Raw genomic sequence first — 16,595 nt, 5'->3', positions numbered from 1 at the left:
CCGAACGCGGCCAACGGGCGCGATCGATGCTCATGTTCTCGCAGGTCAGGTGGTCGATGTCCGTGATTCCCCGGTGAACGCCTTGGGATCCTGGCTGTCATCGGCCAGTGGGCCGGAACCGTTCACGAGGCGGGCCGTCCGCGAGGCAGGCCGTTCGCTGAAAGGGGCGTTCGCGGAAAGGGGCGTTCGCGGGACGGGTTTTTTGTGGGACGGGCTTTTTCGCGGAGTGGACACGTGAACGGGGTGGGTCGTGCGCGGAACGCCCCGGGGGGTGTCGCGGGAGGCGATGACGGTCGTCACCCGCGAGGCGAGACGGCGACGGTCACGGGGTGAGCGTCTCGACGGACACCTGCCAGAGACGGGCGGCCGCCTCGGGGTCGAGGGCGTACGCGGCGACCCCGAGGCGGGAGCCGGGCTGGTTCGGGCCCGCCTCGTTGCAGTCCTCGAAGTAGCGCCCGCCGACGCCTTCGAGCAGCGGCGACGTCGCGACCAGCACGGACGTGGCGGCACCCTGCTCGGGCGTCTTCCACGTGATGTTGCTCGCGCCACCGGCCGCCGCGACCGCGCGGTCGAGGTCCTCCTGGGAGACGTGCCGCTGCAGGTTGGTACGGATGCCGCCGGGCATGAGCGCGTTGACGGTGATGCCGTCGCTCTCCCAGCGCTTGGTCGCCTCGACCGCGAACAGCACGTTGGCCGTCTTCGACTGCCCGTACGCGGACCACGGCTCGTAGGCGCGCTCCCGGAAGTGGATGTCCTCGAAGACGATCGGCGAGCGCAGGTGCGCGCTCGAACTGACCGACACGACGCGGGCGCCGCCGGCCGCCGCGAGCGCCCGGTGCAGCCCGGTGGCGAGCGCGAAGTGGCCGAGGTGGTTGGTGGCGAACTGCAGCTCCCAGCCCTCCGGCGTGTGCGCCTCGGGCGACGCCATGACACCGGCGTTGTTGACGAGGATGTGCAGCGGGCCGTCCCAGGCGGCCGTGAACGCCGCCACGGAGGCCTGGTCGGCGAGATCCAGCGGGGCGACGAGGATCTGCTTGTTGCCGGTGGTCGCGACGATGTCGTTCGCGGTGCGCTCCCCGGCGTCGAGGTCGCGTACCGCCAGCGTCACCTCCGCGCCCGCTCCGGCGAGCGCCCGCGCGGTCTCGATGCCGATGCCGGACGCTCCGCCGGTCACCACGACGCGGCGGCCGGTGAGGTCGATGCCGTCCACGACCTCGGCGGCGGTGGACGCGGCGGTGAACGGTGTGGTGATGCGGCTGCTCTCAGTCATGGTCATGCCTGTCCTGTCGGCGATGTGCTCGGCTGTACGAACGGGGGCCCGGCCGGTACGATACGAAAACGGAGGACCCTCCACTACGAACCACTGTAAGTGGAGATTCCTCCGCTTAGCAAGTCGCCCCGGCGTCCAGCGCGCCGGCCAGCATGTCCGCAGGGACTGACGAGGAGAGACAGTGTCGGCCACCGGCCCCCGACCGTTGCGCGCCGACGCGCGGCGCAACCGCGAACGGCTGCTGGAGGTCGCCGTGCGCGCGTTCTCCCACGACGGGCCGGACGTGACGCTCGACGCGATCGCGAAGGCCGCGGGCGTCGGCATCGGCACGCTCTACCGCCACTTCCCCACGCGCGAGGCGCTCATCGAGGAGGCGTACCGCAGCGAGCTGAACAAGTTGTGCGACGTCGTGCCCGACCTGCTGGAGACCCTGCCGGCGGACGAGGCGACGCGCACCTGGATGGACCACTTCGTCGACTACATGACGACCAAGCGCGGCATGGCCGACGCGTTGCGCGTGGTCATCGCGTCCGGCGGGAACCCGTACGAGCAGAGCCGGGGCCGGCTGATCGAGGCGATCACGACGCTGCTCGGGGCGGGTGCCGCCGCCGGGACCGTGAGGTCGGACGTCGAGCCGGTCGACGTGCTCGTGAGCATGGGCGGGGTGTCCCTCGCCGCGGGGGAGCCGGAGCAGCGCGACCAGGCCCGCCGCCTGCTCGACCTGCTGATGGACGGCCTGCGCTACCGCGCCACCGCCGCACCCTGACGCGGAACCCCGCACCGCCGCCGGCCCCGGATCGGGCCGACCGGCGCCCTCCCGGCGAGCCGGTGCGGGGACGGCCGTTCTCGATCGACGCGGGAGCCGGAGGGTCGGTGCGGGGATCGGAGGGCCGGTGCGGAGACCGGCGAGCCGGTGCGGGGCCGGGAAAGGTGTAGCCGTGGGCCTCCGCGATGACGGAGACCCACGGCGTGGGGTGAAACGCCTGATCAGCGGGGAGAGCGCTATGACCACCGCTGATCAGGCGGGCTCAGGACCTCAGGGGTAGGAGACGAGCTTGGACGGGATCGTCGCGGTGCCGAAGGCGGGGCCGCCCACACCGTTGATCACGTGGTTGATCCGGCCGTTTCCGCCGAGGGAGACGGTGAGCAGGCTGTGGAACTTCACGCCCGGCTTCACCGGAGTCTCGAACGCGCTCTCCACCTCGATCGTCGGGTCGACGTTGAAGTAGACGTAGCTGCCGAGACCCCAGCCCTCGTGGTTGTTGACCGCGGGGCCGACCTTGTAGGCCGCCCACCCCTTGCTGGTGCCGTTCATGTAGGCCGCCTGGTTCGGCGGGTCGTACGCCTTCTCGTTCTGGAAGAAGATCGTCCGGCCGCGCTCGCCGTACCACTCGACGTCGTACTTGCGGTAGTGCTCGACGAACAGGCCCGTGGCCAGGACGTCGTCGCCGTTGACGATGAGGCCGGTCTCGGCGGTGTTGACGTTCCAGCCGATGCCCTCGCCGTGGTCGCCGCGCCACAGCCAGGTGTGGTCGATGATCACGTCGTCGCTGTTGACGACCACGCTGGTGGTGGCGTTGCCGGCGAAGGCGCCGCCGATGCGGACGAAGACGTCCTGCAGGGTGGTCGGGTTGGCGGCGTGGTCCGCGCTCGACCCCTGCGGGCCGACCTCGATGAGCACGTCGGACTTCTGCGGGCCCGCGTCGACCAGGAAGCCGGCGAGCTTCACGCCGTCCACGTCGGCCACCTTGACCGCGGTGGAGCCGCCGCCCGGGATGATCGTCGCGAGACCGAGCCCCAGGACCACGGTGTTGGCGCGGGTCACGTTGATCGGCTGGCTGAGGTTGTAGATGCCGGGGGTGAGCAGCAGGTGCAGACCCTGGTTGAGCGCGGCGTTGATGGTCGCGGCCGAGTCGCCGGGCTTGGCGACGAAGAACTGGCTGAGCGGGAGCGAGCTGCCGGGGGTGGAACCGTTGGCCCAGCTCACGCCGCGCGCGTTGGTCCGCAGGGACGGGACGAACACCCGGTAGGCGCCGCCGCCGTCCACGTAGAGGTACGGCTTCTCGCGGCTGATCGGGGTGTTCTCCAGCGTGGTGTAGGACTGGTCGAGGAAGTTGGTCGCGGGAGCGCCCTGCACCCCGGAGAAGACCATGTTCCACACGCCGTTGACCCAGCCGCCGACGAAGCTGTCACGGGTGTACCACTGCTGCTGCGAGTACGGGCCGACGGCGCCGTCGATCTTGCTGTCGGCGATGTAGCCGCCGCTCGCCCAGCCGTAGCCGGTGGGGGCCAGGTTCAGCGCGCCCTTGATGTGCATGCGGCGGAACGGCGCGGCCTGGGAGACGGCCCACTGGTTGGTGCCGCCGGGAGGCTGCACCGACAGGTTCTCCGTCGAGCGCCAGAAGTTCTGGGTCGCGTTGCCGTTGAACCAGCCCGCGTCCACGGTCACGCCGTTGAGGGTCACGTCGTCGGGGTTCTGCCCCAGGCCGATGATCGAGGTGTAGAAGCCGACCTTGGCGTTCACGTTGTAGGTGCCCGGCTTGAACAGGAAGGCGTGGCGCCCGGTGCCGAACTGGGCCGACTCCTGCTGGGTGAAGACCGCGTCCAGCTGGCTCTGGATGGTGGCGCTGGACATCGACGGGTCGAAGACGTGGACGTTCGGGCCCAGCGGGCCGCCGCCGGGGATCTCGGGGTCGCCGCCCGAGGTGGTGTACACCGCGAACTCCCACAGTGAGTAGCCGTAGCCGGTGCCCCGCGCGCTGCCCAGCATCCGGACGTACCTGGCGGAGCCGGTCACGTCATGCGACTGGACACCGCCGGTGGCGCCGGTGACGGTCTTCAGGTCGGTCCAGGTCGTGCCGTTGGTCGATCCCTGGAGCTTGAAGGCGCTCGCGTACGCGGCCTCCCACCTCAGGTCGATCTTGCAGAGGGTCTGCGCCGAGCCGAGGTCGACCTGGACCCACTGCGGGTCGCTGGCCAGGCTGGCCCAGCGGGTCCCGTTGTTGCCGTCGAAGGCGGCGCTCGCGGGAAGGCCGGCGCCCTGGATCGACGAGGCGCTGTAGGTCTTGTTCAGTGCGGCGTTGGTGGTTCCGCACGCCCCGCCGGGGTTGGAGCCGCCGTCGGGACCGAAGACCTGGAACTCCCAGAGGGAGTAGCCGTAGCCGGTGGCCCGCGTGACGCCCTGCATCCGGACGTACCGGCCGGTGCCGGTGACGTCCCAGGTGTCGATCCCGCCGTCACCGCCGGTCACGGTCTTCAGGTCCGTCCACGTGGTGCCGTTCGCGGAGATCTGAACCTTGTATCCGCTGCCGTACGCGGCCTCCCAGTTCAGCACGACCTTGTTGACGCTGGTCGAGGTGCCGAGGTCCACCTGGAGCCACTGGGCGTCGGTGTTGGCGCTGGACCAGCGGGTGGCGGCGTTGCCGTCGAAGGCGGCGCTCGCGGGGGTTCCGGCGTTCTCGGACGATGAGGCCGTCGCGGGCTTGCCCTGCGACAACAACGTGTCGGCGAAGGCGGGGGTCGACGGTACTGCGAGCAGAGCTGCCGCGACTGCCGTGGCAGTCCATAAGGCGGCAGGACGGAACAGACCTCTCATGCATGTCTCCACTGCGGATCCGGGGGGTGGAAGGTCTAACTGCAGGTGAAGGGCGACTTACGGGGAACGGTAAATCAACGCCTTATTTCTACACTTAATTTAACTTGTCGGAAACATGACGTCAATGGGTCAAAAGTCATGGATGGCCGTTTTGGGAGAGGCCTCGGTAACCCCCTGGTCGGGGGCTCCCCGCGAGGCGTGCCGGCTCACCCGCGGGCGTCGGCTCGACGTGCGCGCGGGGGCGGGAGGGTGGCGCGAACGCCGTGAGGGTGAGAAGGAGGGCGGTCGGGCCGGGCGGATGCCCTGCCGGCGTCAGTTCTCGTCGGCGGGCATGGCGAAGAGCCGGATGTGCATGGGGCGCGCGCCGGGGGACGCGTCCTCGGGCAGGGGGCTGTATCTCATCAGCAACGCGATGTAGGCCTCGAAGAACTCCTTGAACTCGTCCTTGGTCATCCGGCCCAGGCCGCGCGAGCCGGTGGCCCACTCGGGGTCGCGCAGGTAGGCCTCGGGGAATCGGTCGATCAGCTCGAGGTCCTCTTCCATGCCGATCCGGTGGAACTCGGCGAGGGCGGGCCGGTCCTCGGGGGCGAGCTGCTCGGGCAGGGGAAGCCGCAGGTCGCGCGGGCCCTGCGCCTTGCGCCACCAGCGCTCCCTGCCGGTCGAGCGCTCCGGGACCTCCTCGATGAAGCCGTACTTCTCCAGCTGGCGCAGGTGGTAGCTGGTCGTGCCGGTCTTCGCGCCGAGCAGCTCGCCGAGCGTGGTGGAGGTCGCGGGGCCGTGGACGTTGAGATGGCGCAGCATGAGCCGCCGCATGGGGTGGGCGAGGGCCTTGAGCTTCCCGGGGTCGTCGAGCAGGAACGGCTCGTCATCCTTCGTCTCGTCATCCTTCATGAGGAGCAGCCTAGTCCTGCAGAACGATATCTGCAGACAAGGCTTTGCCGAGAACTCTCTGCAGAGTAGTTTCGGCATATGAGAAGAATCCCCCCGATCCCCTTCGCCGCCCTGGGACTCCGGGCGGTGGCCGCCACCACCGCTCTCTGCCTGCTCACGGTTCCGGCCGCCGCCGCTTCCGCGGCTCCCCTCACCTCCACGACCTCGCCCCCTCCGGTCGCGGCCCTCTCGGCTGTGACTCCGGAGGCTGTGACTTCGACGGCTGTGGTTTCGACGGCTGTGGTTTCGGAGGCCATGGCTCCGGCGGCCGGGGTCCCGGTGAGCGCCGCGCCCCCGGGTGTCCCACCCGACCTCGTGGCGGCGGATGTGAGTTTCCGCGGTGGCAGGGGCCTCGCCATGCACGGCACGGTCGTCTCGCCCACCGGCGCCGGGGCCGCGCGTCCCGGCATGGTCCTGGTGCACGGCGCGGGCACCGGCACGCCCCGCGAGAAGCTGATGGCCGAGGCCGTCGCGTTCGCCCGCCAGGGAATGTCCGTGTTGATCTACGACAAGCGTTCGAAGGACTACTCGCTCTTCGAGCGCTCCTACTCGCTGCTCGCCGACGACGCGCTCGGCGCCCTGGCCGTCCTCCGCTCCCAGCCGGGCGTCGACCCGGCGAAGGTCGGCGTGTGGGGGCTCAGCGAGGGCGGCTGGGTGGTCCCCATCGCGGCGGCGCGGTCGAGCGACATCGCCTTCGTCGTGCTCGTCGGCGCCAACGGGCTGTCACCGCTGCGGCAGCAGACCTGGGCCGTGGCGGCCGGGCTGCGCAAGGCGGGGGTGTCGGGATCGCTGATCGACCGGGCCGAGTTCAACCTCTACCGGACGATCGCCGACGGCGGCATGTTCCCCGAGCCGTACTACGACCCCGGACCGACGATCGCCAAGGTGCGCCGGCCCGTGCTCGGCATCTGGGGTACGCACGACCTGCTGACCCCGCCCGAGGAGAGCCCGCCGCTCTTCGCCAGGGCGCTGGAGAAGGGAGGCAACAGGCACTACACGGTCCGCTTCTTCGCCGGGGCGGATCATGCCGCCCACCGGAGTCCCGACGGCGGCGTCACCCGGTCGCCCGAACTCGCCCCGGGCTACGCGGAGCTGGTCGGCTCCTGGGTCGGCGACGTCACGGCGGGCAGGCCGCCGGCGTCGGGAACGTCCGGGCCCGCTCCCGTGCAGGCCTCGCGGACCGTGCCGGTGGATCCTCCCGCCCCGTGGGAGTCGGCGCCGGTCCAGCTGGCGGTTCTGCTGCTGATCCTGGTCGCCTTCACCGCCTACCCGGTGGTCGCCCTCGTACGGCGCCTGAGTGGCCGGTCGCGCCCCTCGCCGACCGGGCCCGCGCGGCTGCTCAGCGCCTCGGGGCTCGCGGCGGTGCTCGGATCGTTCTCCTACCTGTTCTACCTGGTGATGACCGGCGGCAAGCTGGCCGCTCCGGGGCCCGTGGTGGCGGGGCGCCCGGTGCTCTGGCTGGCGCTGCAGGCCCTCGCGGTGGTCTCCGTGGTCGCGGCGGTCCTCACCGCGCTGGCCTGGCGCCGCGCCCGAGCCTCGGTGCCGCGAGGGGAGGGCGTGCGGCTCGGCCTCCTGCTCGCCGGTGGAGCGGCGTTCGTCCCGTGGGCCCTCTACTGGGGGTTGCTGCTTCCTTGACGGAAGGCCCGCTCCCTGACAGAAGACCCGCCGACGCAAGACCCGTCGACAGAGGACCCGTCGGCGGAAGGCCCGCCGACGGAAGGCGCCGGTCCCGGGTGTCCGGCCCGGCGCCTTCCCGTGATGAAAGCGCGTGTCATCGGGACGTTCCGTTCGGCTGAAATCAACGGAGGGAAGTGATATAAGTGCTGATAAATTATTTATCTAGACTAATTCTGGCATACAGGACATTTGTGGTGGTATGAGAGTTTTCGTATTGTCCGTGGTGGCCGTTGGCACCCTGATCGCCGTCATCGGCTGGCTGGGTGCCATCGACGTCCGGGACACCTTCTCCGCCTCGGCCGTGAGCTCCGCCGCCGCTCCCAGCACGAGTCCGGACAGGCAGGTGATCAGGAGCTTCCTGGAGGCGGAGAGGGGGGTGATCGGTGCTTCCGCCCTGGTGGACAGGTGGATGAACACCGCTCCCACGAAGACGGACAAGCGGGTGGTCAAGACCTCCGTGACGAAGGTCGGGGGCAAGTCCTACCTCAGGGTGCAGGTGACGAGCGGGTACGGCGGCACCAGACGCTTCTCCGTGAAACAACGTGTCTGCGTGAAGAAGAAGTGCCGGACGGTGACGACCGCCCTGTCGGTGAATGCCGGACGGACGGCCTGGCACGAAACATATCTCGGTACCGGCACCTATAAGAAAAGCGGCAAATCCTCTGTTTCCGTGAAGACGCCGCAGCCGGCGCGGACGACCCCCGCGCCCCGGGTGACCGTCACCGTGCGGCCCACCGCCCCGGCCGTGACCACCACGGTCACGATCACCGAGACCGTGACCACCACGGTGACCGCGACCGTGACGGCCACCGCGACGGCGACCGTCACCGCCACCGCGACGGTCCTCGTCACCCCCACGCCGACACCCACCCCCACGCCGACCCCCTCCGTCACGCCCTCCGTGACGGTGACCGGCCCGCTCTGCGAAGCGCCCCCCAACCCCCACGGGTTCACGTTCTGCTCCACGGGGGTCAGGGTGTACCCGCCCGCGAACGACGCCTGCCTGGTCTTCCAGTGCATCGAGAACTTCCGCAACGGGACGGGTTACCTGGTCATGTGCAAGGACGGCAGGGTGAGCCTGTCGGGCGGGATCCAGGGGGCCTGCTCCCTCCACGGCGGGGTGCTGCGGGAAGTGAACCGGAACACCGCCCAACCGTAACGACGCGTGGCCGGGACGACGGTGTCCGGCGGCTCGGGGACGGGGACGGGGGCGGGGGTGTCCGGTGCCGGTGGCCGCACGGCACTCCGCCCCGCCGCGTCCTCCCGCGAACGCTCCCGCGGACGTTCCCCGGACCTCCCCCGAGACGCTCCCCGGACGCTTCCCGGGAACGCTTCCGCGATCGTTCCCATACCGGTGGGAGGCGCGGTCACCCTCACCGTGACCGCGTCCCCCACCGGTATGTGGAGACGTGGGTACGCGCTGTCCCCGCCCCCGGGTGTTCCCGGGGCACCCGCCGGGTTCAGCCTTCCTTGTTCCGTCTGGCGGGGGTTCGTTGATCCGCCTCGTCGGCCAGTTGATCCTCGACGATGGCGCACCAGCGATGCCACCGCGCCAGATCCAGGTGCTCGTCCACGTCGCCGACACCCGCCTCGGCCATGAGCTGGTGGCTGCTCGCCGCCGCCTCGTGGGCGTTGACCAGCGCGTGGTGGCCGTGATTGGCGAGTGATTCGCTGACCGCCAGATTCACGGCTATCTCTCCCATTGTCTTCGGCCGTCCCGAGAGTTCGTCGCCGAACCCCTTCCCGATGAAGTCGCGGCTCTCCGAATCGTCGCTCATAGCTGCTGAGTGCCCCGCAGGTCCTAGATCTATCTGAGACCTACGATCCGATGTGGACGATTTCCCGACGTGGGAGCCGCGGACCATGTCCAGGGCGCGATTCGCTTACGGGCGTGTTGCGGTTGGCCGGAGAGGCTCTTCTCACCAAGATCTTTAAAATAGCCTCGGTGCAACCGGCGTAAGGATTGTGGAGGATGACGACGCGGCTTGATCTCTCGGTCCGCGGACACGAGGACGTCTCGGTGATCGCGCTCGCCGGTGAGCTGGACAAGCTGTCCAGCCCTCGGCTCCGCGACGCCATGGTCACGCAGCTGGACGGCGGGGTGTGCCGTCTGGTCCTCGATGTCGCCGGTCTGAGATTCTGCGATTCCACCGGTCTGTGGATCATGCTCGAATTCCAGCGGCGCACGAGGGCGGCGGGGGGTTGCCTGCGGCTGGCCGGTGTCCACGGGGTCCTGGGGCGAATCCTGACGATCACCGGCCTCGCGGGCGCGTTCTCCCTCGACCCCGACGTCCCCGCGTCACTGCGGGCCCTGTCCTCGCCCGTCCCGGACGCGAGACCTCCGGCCGTGCCCTCGCCCGCCCCGTCTGCTGCCCCGCCCGCCCCGTCCGCTCCGGACGCGAGGCCTCCGTTCGGTACGGGGTGAGGGGAGAAGTCTCCCCTCACCCCGTCGTCGCGTCCGCACACCTCCCGCTCCACGCCCCTTACGGGGATGATTTGCGGGCCTTCTCACCCGTTGGTGCAGACTTGTCCTTCGGTGGCCCACCCCCTCCTGGGCGGTGGTCCTGCCGGACGGGCCGGACCGGTCGGCGGTGCGGTGTCAACAGGAGGGCGGGGAACCGGTGTCGGGTGAGGTACCCGGGGCGGATGTCCCGGACGGGCGGGGTCGTACGGGACTGGACAGGGTGGGGCTGGACCTGGCCGGCAACCCCCGGGTGCGGGTGCGGGAGGTGCGGCTGCTCTCGTCCAGCTGGTACGTGCTGCGCAAAACGACGTTCGACTACCGGCGCAGGGACGGCGTCTGGAGCACCGAGCAGCGGGAGACCTACGACCGGGGCAACGGCGCGACGGTGCTGCTCTACGACGCCGAGCGGGCGACCGTGCTGCTGACCAGGCAGTTCCGCTACCCGGTCTACGTGAACGGCCACCCCGACGGGCTCCTGCTGGAGACGGCGGCGGGCCTGCTCGACGACGACGACCCGGAGACCGCGATCCGCAGGGAGGCCGCGGAGGAGACCGGCTACGACATCGGGGAGGTGGAGCACGTCTTCGACGTCTACATGAGCCCCGGCTCGGTGACCGAGCGCGTCCACTTCTTCGCCGCCCCGTACAGCGCGGACCGGCGGACCTCCGACGGCGGGGGGCTGGCCGACGACGGCGAGGACATCGAGGTGGTGGAGCTGCCCTTCGCGAAGGCCCTGGGCATGATCGTCTCGGGTGAGATCGCCGACGCGAAGACCATCATGCTGCTGCAGTGGGCGGCGCTGTCCGGTCCGTTCTCCGACCGGGGCAGGTGAGGAGCGGCCCGGAGCCGGGACGGTCAGGGCCGGACAGTCGTCAGGAGGACCGTCCCGGCGCCGGTGAAACCGCTCTCGTACCATCTGTCTCTCCCGTACCGGATTCGGCCGCCGGCGCGCTTCACGGGCCGGTCGGCGGGCATTACCCTGCACGGATGACGGAAGTGGAGTTGCGCGGATGGCGGCCCGACGACATGTCGGTGGTGCTCGACGCGTTCAGCTCCCCGGACATGGCGGAGCAGGCGGCCCGGCCCGTCGACACCGCGCAGGCGGCGCTGGAGTGGATGGGGGTCTGGGGGTTCCGCGACGACGCGCGGGCGTTCGCCGTGGTGTCCAACGGCGAGGTCGTGGGGAACGTCGCGGTGAGCAACATCGACGCGCACGGCACCGGCTGGGTCTCCTACTGGACGCTCCCTCGCGCCCGGGGGCGGGGTGTCGCGGTGGCCGCCACCAGGATGATGGCCGAGTGGGCGTTCAGGGAGCGCGGGCTGTTCCGCCTGGAGCTGGCACACCGGGTCACCAACGAGGCCTCCTGCGCGGTGGCCACCAGGGCCGGATTCCTGTCGGAGGGGATCGAGCGGTCCAAGCTGAGCTACGAGGGCGTCCGCTACGACGTGGAGCGGCACGCCCGCCTGGCCACCGACTGAACGGCGCGGGTGCTTCGGTCACCGGCGGCGGGGCGGGGTCAGAGGGTTTCGAGCCCGGCGAGCAGGTCGCGGAGCAGGCGCTCGCGGGGAGCCGCGGACGGCGGCGTGGGCGGCCGTACGGTGATCAGGTCGCCGTCGCGCAGGTCGCCGAGGAGGACCCGGAGCACCCCGACGGACAGGGTGGTCCGCGCGGCCAGCTCGACGACCGGGATCGGCACGCGGCAGGCGTACAGGATCGACAGGTGCTCGGGCTGCAGCTCCCGGTGGGGTGCCCTGACCGCCACCACCACGGCCATCAGGTCGAAATGGGCCCCGGCGTGCCTGGTCCGGCCGCGGGTCATCGTGTAGGGGCGGATGACCGGACCGGCCTCCTGGCCGGGTGCCGGACCGGCCTCCTGGCCGGGTGAGCGCTCCGCCGTCACGGTCCGCCCTCCCGCCCGGCGCTCCGCCATCCGTCGCGGGGCGTCCCGAACGCGCCGCTCGGGACGGCCCCCTCGCCCGTCCCGCCCTCGCGGGTCTCCCGGGCGTCCGTGATCGGGATCCCGGCGGCGGTCCGCTCCGCGGGTACGGTCTGGCGCACCCGCTTCGGCAGGCCGTCGGCCTGGGGCGACCGTTCGACCTCGACCGAGTAGGTGAAGCGGGGATCGACGGGTTCGACCACCAGCTCGCTCGGGAGCATCACGATCGCCGTGGTGCCGCCGAAGGGGGAGGGCCGCAGGGAGACGCGGATGCCGTGCCGGACGGCGAGCTGCGCGACGACGAACAGGCCGAGCCGGTCGCTGTCGGCCAGGTCGAACTCCGGCGGGTCGGCCAGCAGCGCGTTGAGCCGCGCCGTCTCCTCGGCGGAGATGCCGAGCCCCCTGTCCTCGACCTCGATGGCGTAGCCCTTGGCGACCATGTCGCCGTGGACGCGTACGGCGGTGTGCGGGGGAGAGAACACGGCGGCGTTCTCGACCAGCTCGGCGACGAGGTGGATCACGTCGGTGGCGACCGCGCCGATCACGGACGGGCCGTGCGGGACGCCGATCGTCACGCGCGGGTAGTCCTCGACCTCCTCGACGGCGGCGCGGACCACGTCGTAGATCGTGACCGGGTTCCGCCACCCCCTGCCGGGGGCGGCGCCGGACAGGATGATCAGGCCCTCGGAGTGGCGGCGCATCCGGGTGGTCAGGTGGTCCAGGCCGAAGAGGTCCTCAAGGGTCGCCGGGTCGCTGGCCCGCCGCTGCATGGCCTCCAGCATGGCCAGCTGGCGGTACAGCAGGGACTGGCTGCGCCTGGCCAGGTTCACGAAGACCTTGTTGACGCTCTTGCGCATCTCGGCCTGGCCGACGGCGGCCTCGACCGCGGTCCGCTGCACGGAGGAGAACGCCTCGGCGACCCCGGCGACCTCGGCGGTGTCGCCGACCTTGATCTCGGGGGCCTCTGAGCAGACGTCCTCGCCCCGGCGGAGCCGCCGGACCACGTCCGGCAGCCGCTTGTCGGCGAGGTCGAGGGCCGCCTGCTGGAGGCCGACGAGCTCGCCGCCGAGCCTCCGGCCGAACCGTACCGAGACGAAGACGGACAGCCCGACCGCGACCAGGCCGAGCCCTCCGGCGATGCCGATCCGGACCATGATGTCCCTGGCGAGGGGCGTGGACCGCTCGCCGATGCGCCTGCCGGCGTACCCGGCGCGCTTGTCGAAGTCGTCGGAGACGCGCGCGGCGATCCCGGCCCAGGACGGCTCGGGCACGGCCGAGGCGGTGATGGCGTCCTCGATCCTCTCGAAGGAGGAGTAGTCGGAGGAGTCGCGCAGGGGGGTGTAAAGGGACTGGAACTCGGAGTCGAGCTGGTCGAAGCCCATGGAGTAGAGGAGCCTGCGGCCGGTGACCAGCTGGCCGAACCTCTCGCGTTCCGCGGGGGTCATCGCCCCCTCGACGACGGCTCCGGATATCAGCGCGGCCTGCTGGCTGAGCATCTCGCGGCTCCGCCCGATCATGACGATGGCCCGCGTCTGGTCGCTCAGCTCGACGTCGGCGGCGATCCGGATCTTCTCGTAGGCCTCGAAGGCGGCCGAGATGATCCCGCTGTAGGCGTCGAGGGTCCGCAACCGGGTCTCGGTACGGGTGTCGACCCCGCTGCGCATCTCGGTGAGCCGGTCCAGCGAGGCGAGCAGCCGGCTCAGGCGTCCCCAGGTGGCGGGGTCGATGTCGGGGCGTACCGCGGTGGTCAGCCGGTCCAGCTCGATCCGGGCGGCGTTCGTCCGCAGTCGCTGGGCGTCCAGCTCCGTGCGCGAGACGCCGACGTCCCCCAGGACGGACAGGGAGAGCAGCCGCTCGTGCTGGAGCGCGGTGGTCACCTTCCTGGCGGGCACCACCACGTACTCGTAACCACCGCGTATCTTGAGCAGCTGCTGCCCATCCTGGACCGTGATGCTGGCCGCAAATACCCAAATCACTACAAGGGATATAATGGGTACCAGGAGTAAGGTAAAAATCTTTACCCTGATTGAGTATTTTCGGGCGGCCATAATACCTCGCACACCTTGAGATGCGTGGTTAACAATGGTCAAACATAGCAATGTGGGTCACTTGGGACCAGGCATGCACGTGAGTCACATTGAGATGATTTATCGCGATCTGTTGGTTCGGAACCGCCGACTCCTCGCGTACGTCTCTCTTGGAGAGGAGAGGGGTCAACGATGCAGAAGATCGCGGACCTGATCGAAGCCGAGGCCGAGCGCGCCGACCAGGCGGCGCTGGCGCGTGGTGGCGAGCTGGCCGGGGCGGGTGCGGTGCAGCTGGTCCGGTTCGGCCCGCCGCGGGTGACCGCCGAGGTCGACGACGGCGCCGCGTGCGTCGAGTTCCGGCTCGTCGACGGGGTCCTCCGCTGGCACTGCAGCTGTCCCGCGGGCAGGAACGGCGCCTTCTGCGCCCACTGCGTGGCGACGGCTCAGTCGGTGAGGATCAGGACGGACAGGAAGGACTCTCCCGCCGCGCCGTCGGCGACCGCCTCGGAGAGCACGGTCCGGATCGCGTCGTAGGCCGGGCGGTCCCCGGCCCGGAGCGTCGACGGCTGCGACCAGATCAGCAGGTGCTCGCCCGGCGGCAACCACGACAGGTCGGTGAGCACGTCATAGAGCGCGTCGAGGTTGTGCCCGAAATGGTCGGGCAGGTCGAGAGCCTCGATGATCGCGTCCATCGCCTCGGCGGAGGTGGTGATCTTCGCGCCGTCCAGCGGGTGGGGCGTGGCGGATCCGAGCATGGAGTCGACCTCGCCGGCCGCCCCGTGGCGGAACGTTCCCTTGGAGACCGTGGTCATCCTCGCCCCCGGCCGGGTGCGCCCGTGTGGTCCCTGTGGCGGACGACGCCCGGAGCCGGTGCCCGGTCGTGCCCTCTGAGCTGCTGGTTCGTGCTGCCTCGCGGACATCTCACCTCGCCGAACTACCCGCGCGCCCACCCGCGAAAACGCTGCCCGACGCAGGACGCTCGTTATTGCATTGTCTAGTTGTCATACAATCTGCCTACAATCGGCCCATGAGAATCGCCGTGATCGGAGCCGCCGTGCTCTGGGGGACCGCGGGAACCGCGGGCCTGCTCGTCACCGGGGTGGACGCCGTCTCCCTGGCCGCCGCCCGCCTGGTGATCGGCGGCCTGGTCCTCGCGGTCGCCACCGCCCCCGCGGCGCGGCTCCTGCTCTTCCCCGGAGGTGCTCTCGCGGGCTCTCCTGGAGGCGCCCTCGCGAGTTCTCCTGGAGGCGCCCTCGCGGGCTCTCCCGAAGAGGCCCCGGGCTCTCCCCGGCGTCGGGAGGGCGGGGGCCGGGCGCGGCCGGGCCCGCTCGTGGCGGCGGCGGTGGCCGTGGCCGCGTACCAGCTGTGCTACTTCGCCGCGGTCGGCAGGACCGGGGTGGCCGTCGGCACCGTGGTCGCCATCGGCAGCGGTCCCGTCTTCACCGGCCTGCTGTCCTGGCTGCTCGACCGCGCGTGGCCCGGCCTCCGCTGGGCGGGGGCGACCGCGGTGGCGATCGCCGGCTGCGCCGTGCTCACCGGCGGGGGAGGCGAGGTGCGGGCCGACGGTGTCCTGCTCGCGCTGCTCGGCGGCCTGCTGTACGCGTCCTACGCGGTCACCGCGGCGCGGGCGATCGGCGCGGGAGCGCCCTCCGACGGGGTGATGGGACTGATGTTCGGCGGGGCCGCCGTCGTGATGGCACCCGTCCTGCTGTGGACGGGCACCGGCTGGCTGGCCGAGCCGCGCGGCCTGCTCACCGCCCTCTACCTGGGCTGCGCCACCACCGCGCTGGCCTATTTCCTGTACGGCAGGGGGCTGCGCACGACCCCGGTCGCGACCGCGGCCACCCTCGCCCTGGCCGAGCCCGCGGTGGCGGCCCTGCTCGGCGTCGTCGTGCTCGGCGAGCGGCTCGCGCCCGCCTCGGTCGCCGGGCTCGTCCTGCTCGGCGCCAGCCTGGTCGCGGTCTCCCTGCCCGAGCGCGTCCGTCCGGGAAGCCGGGACCGGACCTGCCTGAGCGCGTCCGTTCCGGAAGCCGGGACCGGAGGGCAATAGGGTCGTCGGCGTGACCCTCCCGCTCCATCCCGTCTCCGCCGTCGGCGCGCTCGCCGACGCCCTGCGCCGGCGGGTGCTGTCCGGCGAGATCCCGCCGGGCACCACGCTGCCGGAGCAGGAGCTCTCGGCCCTGTACGGGGTGGCCCGCCCGACCGTCCGCGAGGCGCTCGCCGTGCTCGTGCACGAGGGGCTGCTCAGGCGCGAGCGGCACCGCAGCGCCCAGGTGGCCGAGGTGACCGCGGACGACCTGGACGACCTGATGTTCGTCCGGCGCCCGCTGGAGGACCTGATGGCCGCCTCGCTGGCCGGGCGGCGGGTCGCGGAGGCCGACGCGGCGCTGGCGCGGATGGCCGCGCTGCCCGCCGACGCCCCCTGGTCGGAGGCGGTGGCCGAGCACATGGCCCTGCACCAGGCGCTGGTCGTCGCGGTCGGCAGCCCCCGCCTGGAGCGGCTCTACGGCATGCTGGCGGCCGAGACCAGGCTCGGCCTGGTCAGGCTGCGCGCGGTTTACCCCGACCGGCACGTGCTGGTCGCCGAGCACCGGGACCTGCTCGACGCGCTCGGCCGGGGTCCCGGGGAGGCCGCCAGGGAGGCGGTCGCCGCGCACCTCGACCACAGCTGGGGCGATCATTAGGGACTCGACTT

The 16,595-nt window shown here is 71.1% G+C and carries 16 protein-coding genes; 9 read left to right on the top strand and 7 right to left on the bottom strand.

Annotated elements, in window-relative coordinates:
* Window positions 1-322 precede the first annotated feature (322 nt).
* Entirely contained in the window at window positions 323-1,276 is a 954-nt protein-coding gene (locus tag AC5L38_RS08620; protein WP_495242221.1) for an SDR family NAD(P)-dependent oxidoreductase, read from the bottom strand.
* Between the two features lie 175 nt (window positions 1,277-1,451).
* Between AC5L38_RS08620 and AC5L38_RS08615 the strand changes: the two genes are divergently transcribed.
* Window positions 1,452-2,036, top strand: coding sequence for a TetR/AcrR family transcriptional regulator (locus AC5L38_RS08615; protein ID WP_495242220.1), 585 nt, complete (start codon window positions 1,452-1,454; stop codon window positions 2,034-2,036).
* Window positions 2,037-2,306: 270 nt separating this feature from the next.
* Here AC5L38_RS08615 and AC5L38_RS08610 read toward each other — a convergent pair whose 3' ends face one another.
* Together AC5L38_RS08610 and AC5L38_RS08605 are read right to left on the bottom strand one after the other, a co-directional pair.
* Window positions 2,307-4,865 carry a pectate lyase-like domain-containing protein gene (locus tag AC5L38_RS08610; RefSeq protein WP_495242219.1) on the bottom strand — a complete coding sequence of 853 codons (2,559 nt, stop codon included), beginning with the start codon at window positions 4,863-4,865 and terminating at the stop codon, window positions 2,307-2,309.
* 312 nt (window positions 4,866-5,177) lie between these two features.
* Window positions 5,178-5,756, bottom strand: coding sequence for an ArsR/SmtB family transcription factor (locus tag AC5L38_RS08605; RefSeq protein WP_495242218.1), 579 nt, complete (start codon window positions 5,754-5,756; stop codon window positions 5,178-5,180).
* Window positions 5,757-6,122: 366 nt separating this feature from the next.
* Between AC5L38_RS08605 and AC5L38_RS08600 the strand changes: the two genes are divergently transcribed.
* Together AC5L38_RS08600 and AC5L38_RS08595 are read left to right on the top strand one after the other, a co-directional pair.
* A complete protein-coding gene (locus AC5L38_RS08600) occupies window positions 6,123-7,430 on the top strand; it encodes an alpha/beta hydrolase family protein (RefSeq protein ID WP_495242217.1) in 1,308 nt (435 codons plus the stop codon).
* 262 nt (window positions 7,431-7,692) lie between these two features.
* Window positions 7,693-8,631 (top strand): hypothetical protein, encoded by a 939-nt coding sequence (locus tag AC5L38_RS08595; protein WP_495242216.1) that lies wholly within the window; start codon window positions 7,693-7,695, stop codon window positions 8,629-8,631.
* A 301-nt stretch (window positions 8,632-8,932) separates the two neighbouring features.
* Here the strand turns inward: AC5L38_RS08595 and AC5L38_RS08590 are convergent, their stop codons facing one another.
* The gene (locus tag AC5L38_RS08590; protein ID WP_495242215.1) at window positions 8,933-9,250 is read right to left on the bottom strand and encodes a hypothetical protein; all 318 of its coding nucleotides are present in this window, start codon (window positions 9,248-9,250) and stop codon (window positions 8,933-8,935) included.
* A 194-nt stretch (window positions 9,251-9,444) separates the two neighbouring features.
* Between AC5L38_RS08590 and AC5L38_RS08585 the strand changes: the two genes are divergently transcribed.
* The 3 genes from AC5L38_RS08585 to AC5L38_RS08575 all read left to right on the top strand — a co-directional run bounded on the left by AC5L38_RS08585 (window position 9,445) and on the right by AC5L38_RS08575 (window position 11,415).
* Complete coding sequence (locus AC5L38_RS08585) at window positions 9,445-9,897, top strand: STAS domain-containing protein (protein WP_495242214.1); 453 nt, start codon at window positions 9,445-9,447, stop codon at window positions 9,895-9,897.
* A gap of 196 nt (window positions 9,898-10,093) precedes the next feature.
* Entirely contained in the window at window positions 10,094-10,768 is a 675-nt protein-coding gene (locus AC5L38_RS08580; RefSeq protein WP_495242213.1) for an NUDIX domain-containing protein, read from the top strand.
* A 155-nt stretch (window positions 10,769-10,923) separates the two neighbouring features.
* The gene (locus AC5L38_RS08575; RefSeq protein ID WP_495242212.1) at window positions 10,924-11,415 is read left to right on the top strand and encodes a GNAT family N-acetyltransferase; all 492 of its coding nucleotides are present in this window, start codon (window positions 10,924-10,926) and stop codon (window positions 11,413-11,415) included.
* Between the two features lie 38 nt (window positions 11,416-11,453).
* On the opposite strand, the gene AC5L38_RS08570 is transcribed toward AC5L38_RS08575, so the two are convergent.
* Both AC5L38_RS08570 and AC5L38_RS08565 read right to left on the bottom strand, forming a co-directional pair.
* Window positions 11,454-11,837, bottom strand: a complete 384-nt coding sequence (locus AC5L38_RS08570) for a DUF742 domain-containing protein (protein WP_495242211.1) — start codon at window positions 11,835-11,837, stop codon at window positions 11,454-11,456.
* Window positions 11,834-13,849, bottom strand: a complete 2,016-nt coding sequence (locus tag AC5L38_RS08565) for a sensor histidine kinase (RefSeq protein ID WP_495242210.1) — start codon at window positions 13,847-13,849, stop codon at window positions 11,834-11,836. The genes AC5L38_RS08570 and AC5L38_RS08565 overlap by 4 nt, the downstream gene beginning before the upstream one ends.
* A 243-nt stretch (window positions 13,850-14,092) precedes the next feature.
* On the opposite strand from AC5L38_RS08565, the gene AC5L38_RS08560 reads away from it, so the two are divergent.
* Complete coding sequence (locus AC5L38_RS08560; RefSeq protein ID WP_495242209.1) at window positions 14,093-14,434, top strand: SWIM zinc finger family protein; 342 nt, start codon at window positions 14,093-14,095, stop codon at window positions 14,432-14,434.
* Here the strand turns inward: AC5L38_RS08560 and AC5L38_RS08555 are convergent.
* Window positions 14,344-14,712 carry a barstar family protein gene (locus tag AC5L38_RS08555; protein ID WP_495242208.1) on the bottom strand — a complete coding sequence of 123 codons (369 nt, stop codon included), beginning with the start codon at window positions 14,710-14,712 and terminating at the stop codon, window positions 14,344-14,346. The genes AC5L38_RS08560 and AC5L38_RS08555 overlap by 91 nt on opposite strands.
* A 215-nt stretch (window positions 14,713-14,927) precedes the next feature.
* Here AC5L38_RS08555 and AC5L38_RS08550 point away from each other — a divergent pair, with 215 nt between their 5' ends.
* Both AC5L38_RS08550 and AC5L38_RS08545 read left to right on the top strand, forming a co-directional pair.
* Window positions 14,928-15,950 carry a DMT family transporter gene (locus tag AC5L38_RS08550; RefSeq protein WP_495242207.1) on the top strand — a complete coding sequence of 341 codons (1,023 nt, stop codon included), beginning with the start codon at window positions 14,928-14,930 and terminating at the stop codon, window positions 15,948-15,950.
* 10 nt (window positions 15,951-15,960) lie between these two features.
* Window positions 15,961-16,584, top strand: a complete 624-nt coding sequence (locus AC5L38_RS08545) for a GntR family transcriptional regulator (RefSeq protein WP_495242206.1) — start codon at window positions 15,961-15,963, stop codon at window positions 16,582-16,584.
* Window positions 16,585-16,595 lie beyond the last annotated feature (11 nt).

It is taken from the genome of Streptosporangium nanhuense (genome assembly GCF_059358815.1).
Note: the sequence above shows the minus strand (reverse complement) of the source record. Positions and strands in the feature narration are given on the sequence as shown.

Excerpts from the sequence above, each read along its gene's own strand:
- AC5L38_RS08610 (WP_495242219.1), bottom strand. The coding sequence starts at position 4,865 with ATGAGAGGTCTGTTCCGTCCTGCCGCCTTATGGACTGCCACGGCAGTC.
- AC5L38_RS08575 (WP_495242212.1), top strand. The coding sequence starts at position 10,924 with ATGACGGAAGTGGAGTTGCGCGGATGGCGGCCCGACGACATGTCGGTG.
- AC5L38_RS08585 (WP_495242214.1), top strand. The coding sequence starts at position 9,445 with ATGACGACGCGGCTTGATCTCTCGGTCCGCGGACACGAGGACGTCTCG.
- AC5L38_RS08560 (WP_495242209.1), top strand. The coding sequence starts at position 14,093 with ATGCAGAAGATCGCGGACCTGATCGAAGCCGAGGCCGAGCGCGCCGAC.
- AC5L38_RS08620 (WP_495242221.1), bottom strand. The coding sequence starts at position 1,276 with ATGACCATGACTGAGAGCAGCCGCATCACCACACCGTTCACCGCCGCG.
- AC5L38_RS08590 (WP_495242215.1), bottom strand. The coding sequence starts at position 9,250 with ATGAGCGACGATTCGGAGAGCCGCGACTTCATCGGGAAGGGGTTCGGC.
- AC5L38_RS08550 (WP_495242207.1), top strand. The coding sequence starts at position 14,928 with ATGAGAATCGCCGTGATCGGAGCCGCCGTGCTCTGGGGGACCGCGGGA.
- AC5L38_RS08555 (WP_495242208.1), bottom strand. The coding sequence starts at position 14,712 with ATGACCACGGTCTCCAAGGGAACGTTCCGCCACGGGGCGGCCGGCGAG.
- AC5L38_RS08605 (WP_495242218.1), bottom strand. The coding sequence starts at position 5,756 with ATGAAGGATGACGAGACGAAGGATGACGAGCCGTTCCTGCTCGACGAC.